The sequence below is a fragment of the Mesorhizobium sp. M7A.F.Ca.CA.004.06.1.1 genome, from assembly GCF_003999135.1.
Taxonomy (GTDB): domain Bacteria; phylum Pseudomonadota; class Alphaproteobacteria; order Rhizobiales; family Rhizobiaceae; genus Mesorhizobium.
The window spans coordinates 1-5,395 of the sequence record NZ_RZPQ01000396.1; the positions used below are offsets into that span (position 1 = coordinate 1).

At 62.8% G+C, this 5,395-nt stretch carries 2 protein-coding genes and 2 pseudogenes; 3 read left to right on the forward strand and 1 reads right to left on the reverse strand.

Annotated elements, in window-relative coordinates:
• Window positions 1-4,019: pseudogene (locus EN906_RS21520) on the reverse strand (kinesin); the annotation flags it as partial.
• A 272-nt stretch (window positions 4,020-4,291) separates the two neighbouring features.
• Here EN906_RS21520 and EN906_RS21525 point away from each other — a divergent pair.
• The 3 genes and pseudogenes from EN906_RS21525 to EN906_RS38395 all read left to right on the forward strand — a co-directional run.
• The gene (locus EN906_RS21525; RefSeq protein ID WP_127269546.1) at window positions 4,292-4,660 is read left to right on the forward strand and encodes an Hpt domain-containing protein; all 369 of its coding nucleotides are present in this window, start codon (window positions 4,292-4,294) and stop codon (window positions 4,658-4,660) included.
• Window positions 4,661-4,771: 111 nt separating this feature from the next.
• Entirely contained in the window at window positions 4,772-5,092 is a 321-nt protein-coding gene (locus EN906_RS21530; RefSeq protein ID WP_056582251.1) for a 2Fe-2S iron-sulfur cluster-binding protein, read from the forward strand.
• Window positions 5,093-5,287: 195 nt separating this feature from the next.
• Window positions 5,288-5,395, forward strand: a pseudogene (locus EN906_RS38395) (ferredoxin--NADP(+) reductase); the annotation flags it as partial.

Below are 5,395 nucleotides of genomic sequence, written 5' to 3' on the forward strand. Positions count from 1 at the left end.
GTCTCGATAGCGCGGGCAACCAGCTTCTGGTCGGCCGCATCGAACGTGCCGGCAATCTCGCTTGCACGGGCGGCCAGATGATCCGCGGTGTCCTGGGCCCGGGCAGTCAGCTGATCGGCGGCTTCCTGGGCACGGGCGGCCAGCTTCTGATCCGCGGCGTCGAAGGTGCCGGCGATCTCGCTTGCGCGAGCGGCCAGCTGATCGGCGGTTTCATGCGCGCGGGCCAGCAGCGAGCTGGACGTATCGTCGGCACGGGCAAGCAAGGCGTTGGACGTGTCTTCGGCGCGAGCGTGGAGGCGACGGTCTGCATCCTCGAAGGTGCGGGCGATGTCTTCGGCCCGCGCCAGCAGGGCGGCGGACGTCTGCTCGGCGCGCTCGGCGATCTTGCGGTCGGCGTCGCTGAAAGCGGCACCGGCCTGCTCGTGCAGGGTGCTGGTGACTTCCAGCACCTTTTCGCGCAGGGCGCCGGCGACAAACACGGCGCTCTTCTCGAGCACGGCGCGGACGTTGTCTACGCCTGTCGAGAGCGCACGCTCCATGGTGCCGGCACGCTCCTCGATGATGCCGGTCTGGCGGCTGAATGCCTGCTCGATTTTCTCGACATCGCCTGCGATAGCGGCAGAGATGTCCGAGCTTCTGGCGGCAATCTGGTCGATGTGGCCCGACAGTGAGCGGTCGACATCCTTGCGGGTCTCAGCCAGCTTGCCGAGATCGTCTTCCAGCGCGAGGGTCAGCATATTGCGGCCTTCGGCGAGCTTGCCGACATGCCCGGCGATGATGTTGTCGATATCGCCGCGGCTTTCGGTGAGCTTCTGCAGGTCAGCTTCGAGGGCGCGTTTGAGAATGTCGCGACCCTCGGCCAGTTTCTCCACCTGGCCGGCGACCAGGCCGTCGATGCTGGAGCGGCTTTCGGCCAGCTTGGCGAGGTCGGCTTCCAGCGCGCGCTTGAGAACATCGCGGCCCTCGGCGAGCTTCTCGACCTGGCCGGCGACCAGGCCATCGATGCTGGAGCGGCTCTCGGCCAGCTTGCCGAGATCGTCCTCAAGCGCTTTCGACAGGGTCGAGCGCTCCTGGACGAGCCTTTCCGCGTGGCTGTTGACGAGGCCGCCGACGTTTTCGAGGTCGGCTTCAAGCGCTTTCGACAGCGTCGAACGGTCCTGCACGAGCCTTTCGGAATGGCTGTTGACCAAGCCGTTGACGCTTTCGAGATCAGCCTCGAGCGCCCGGGCGAACTGTGCTCGGTCATCGACCAGTTTCTGCGACTGATCGGCAATGGTGCCCTTGATCGCATTGAGGTCGGATTCCAGAGCACGCCGCAGGATATCTCGGCCCTCGGACAACTTCTCGACCTGACCCGCAACCAGCCCGTCGATGCTGGAACGGCTGTCGGCCAGCTTGGCGAGGTCATCCTCAAGGGCCCTCGACAGGGCGGAGCGGTCTTGGACGAGCTTGTTCATGTGATCGGCGATGACGCTGTTCACATTCTGCAGATCGGCTTCCAGGACCCGGGAAAGCTGACCGCGATCCTCGGCCAGCTTTTCCGACTGGCTCGATATGACGCCCTTGATCGTGTTCAGATCGGATTCCAGCGCGCGCTTGAGAATGTCGCGGCCTTCCGCCAGCTTCTCGACCTGACCGGCGACCAGACCGTCGATGCTCGAACGGCTTTCAGCCAGCTTGGCAAGGTCGGCCTCAAGCGTCTGCGACAGCAGGCCGCGGTCCTCGGCCAGCCGTCCCGAGTGGCTTTCGATCAGGCCGCGTATTCCGGACAGATCGCTGTCGAGCGAATGGGAAAGCTGCGTGCGGTCCTCCGCCAGTTTGGCGGAATGGGTTTCGATGAGGCTCTTGATGCCGACGATGTCGTTTTCCAACGCCTTGGCGAGCACGGCGCGGCCCTCGGCGATCTTCTCGACCTGACCGGCGACCAGACCGTCGATGCTGGCGCGGCTGTCGGACAGTTTGCCGAGGTCGGCCTCCAGGGCGCGTGACAGAATGTTGCGGCCCTCGGCAAGCTTTCCAACATGCCCGGCCACCATTTCGTCAATGATCGTACGAGCTTGCACCAGTTTCCCGGAGTCTTCGTTTAGGGCAGTGGAGAGCCTGTTGCGGCCTTCTTCCAGCCTTTCGAGATGGCTGCCGAGCGATGCATCGATGGCCGCCCGCGATTCATTGACCTTGCGCAGGTCCTCTTCGAGAGCGCGCGAGATCAGGCTGCGGCCTTCGGCCAGCTTCTGCACCTGGTTGGTTACCGCCGCATCGATGCCGGCGCGGCCCTCGGCGAACTTCGCCAGGTCGGCCTCCATGGCCGCGGCCATGCGCTCGCGGCTTTCGGACAGTTTCCTGCTGTGGTTCTCGACGGCTTCCTCGATGCCGACGCGGGCGTCGGCGAGCCGCTGGATGTCGCTGTCGAACGAACGCGACACGACGTGACGGGCGGCTTCCATGCGTCCGGCGAAGTCGCTGGCGCGGGCTTCGAGCATGGAGGAGGTCGAGGTGACGATATCGGCCATGTCGGCGCCGATCTGGGTCTTGCCCTGATCGATCATCGCCGACAGCGTGTCCTTGCTCTCGGCGAAGGTGTGCGCGATTTCGCGGGCGCGCTCGACCAGCGTTTCGTTGATCTGGCGGGCACGGGCCTCGAGTGCCGCATTGAGCTTCTGCGTTCCGGTGTCCAGCGCCTCGGCGCGGGTCTGGAACTCGCTGATCAGGGCCTGGCCGCGTTCGGCGAGAGTCCGCTCGATGCCGTTGAGGCTGGCCTCGAATTCGGAATTGAGAGTGCGCGCGGCACCGCCGAGCAGCGACACCATGCCTGTGGTGCGATCGTCGAGCAGATCGGTCAACGACCGTGTCAGGCCGTCAGTGGTGTCCGTCAGCTTGGCGATGCGGGTGTCGAGAAGGCTGGCGAAGGCCTCGCCCGAGGTCGACAGACGGTCGGTGATCGAATCGAGCCGGCCTTCGACGGAATCGAAGATCGACATCGAGCTTTCGTTGATGCGGTCGATCAGCGTGTCGCCGGAATTGGTGATCGTCATCGACAATTTGGTCGACGCATTGAGGATCGAGTCGCGGATGATGTCGGAGGCGGCGCCGATCTCGTCCTTCAGCGTCTCATGCGCGCCGGTGATCGAAGCGCGGACGCGCTCGGCATGGGTGACGACGGCTTCGCGCTCGCTGCCGAGCCCGTCGACCAGCGAACGGATGCGGGATTCATTCTCGGAATAGGAGCGTTCGATCTGGTTGACTTCGCTGTGGACCAGCGTTTCCAGCTCGACCGCGCGGGCAAGCGTGCGTTCGATGCCTTCGCCCATGGCCGCGACCTCGCGACGAACGGCCTGGCCGATCATCATGACGCGATCCTGGGCAAGGTTTTCCGGCTCGGTCAGGCGGAAGGCCACTTCGGTCATCGACTGTGCGGCGATGCGCATTTCCTGGGCGCGGCGAATCATGGCGGCGAAGGCCCAGAACAGGATGACGGGCACGATGGCCGCGACCGCAAGGCCGATCAGCTCCGGACGGGCAAGGAACTGGTCGAGCGTACGGATTCTCCAGATGCTCGGTCCGAAAAGCAGATTGGCCAAACCGCCGGCGCCAGCGAACCAGGCGAGCGAAACGAAGGCAACGACCCAGTAAATGGTGTTCGAGGCACGCCTGTTGAGGCTGTGCAGGAGCGTCTTATAGTCCTTCTGGCGATCGTCATTGGCCGGTGCGAAACCAGCGGGCTGGGCGCCATTGCGCGGTTCCACGGGGCGCAATTCGGCAGGCTTTGCCTTGGGCGCGGGTTTCGCGGCGTGGTTCTGATTGACTACGGGCTCCGGGTTTTGTTCCGGCTTATGATTGCGTCCCTCGCGCGCCAACTCGTCGGCCGCCTGGGATATCTGAGCTTCCAGATCCTCCATAGAAGCCGCGATGTCGAGGTCGCCGTTGCCGATCTCGTTGCTGAGGTCGAGATCGAGCGCCTTTTCCAGTTCCCTGGCCACGTCGCTGTCGAGAGTTCTCGTCGTCGTTGGTTTCTTTGCCATGCCTTCGCTACCCTGTACTAGCTGCCGCGGGCTTATAATTCTGTTTGTCTTGCCCCGCGCAGGAGGCTGAAAATGGACCCCTCGTATCGTAATGACACAGGGGGGTAAAGAAAACATGCATTCCGCGGGATACGTAAAACTTTAAATATAAGGTTAACGGAACTGTGATTTGGGCGCCGCTTTGGCAACATTTTTCCCGGCCATTCATTAACCCGTTGTCCATTGGATTCGCCTAGGTTTTTGGGCGAATCGAAGAAACGGAGTTCGAGTTCATGCGTGGCGAAAGCGGCATTGCCTTCTCAATGCCCGGGGGCGACGTATCCGGACCAAGGCGGTCACGGCCGGTCGATTTGGCACACCTTGCCCGCCAGACGATGGGTGACCGCAGCCTTGAGCAAGAGGTGCTGGCGCTGTTTGTACAGCAGGCGCTGTCCGTGCGCGACAGAATAGTCGACGCCGACATCAAGGACCGGCTTCTGCTCGCCCATGGATTGAAGGGTTCGGCACGGGGCGTCGGCGCCTTTGCCATCGCCGATTGCGCCACCGAGATCGAGCATCGGCCGGAAGACGGCCAGACGCTCAAACGGCTTGGCATGCTGATCGACGAAGTGCGCGATTTCATCGCCGCCATCAACCGCTGAATCCGCGCTGAACCCGATTTGCGGAAAAACGTCATCGGGCGGCGCTTTCATGCGGCAGTTGACTTGTCAGCCGGAGTGATTATCTCGGCTGGAACTCCCTTCAGGTGACAAATGACCAAGCTGACTTTCATTGCCCATGACGGCACGCATTTCGACATGGACGCCGAGAACGGCTCTACGGTCATGGAGAACGCGATCCGCAACGCCGTGCCCGGGATCGAAGCCGAATGCGGCGGTGCCTGCGCCTGTGCCACCTGTCACGTCTATGTCGACGAAGCCTGGACGGCTGAAGTCGGCGAGCCGGAAGCGATGGAAGAGGACATGCTGGACTTCGCTTACGACGTCCAGCCGAACTCACGGCTGTCGTGCCAGATCAAGGTGCGAGACGCGCTCGACGGTCTCATTGTGCGGGTGCCTGCCCGTCAGGGATAAGCGCAGTATCTTTGCCAACTGATTTTTCCCGCTGCGGCTTGGCAGCGGAGCGATGGTCATGCAGTGTCCTGCTGTTTCACTACAGCGCCGCGCGTCCTCTTGGACGCGCAAAGGACGCTGTAGCACTTTTATTTGCGCATGATCCTTTCCGAAAATCGATCCGATTTTCGGGGTCATGCGCAGCGAGGCACAGGCATGACCGACATTATCAGGACAGACGTGCTTATTGTCGGGGCAGGACCGGTTGGCCTGTTTGCCGTGTTCGAGCTCGGCCTGTTCGACATGAAATGCCACCTGATCGAC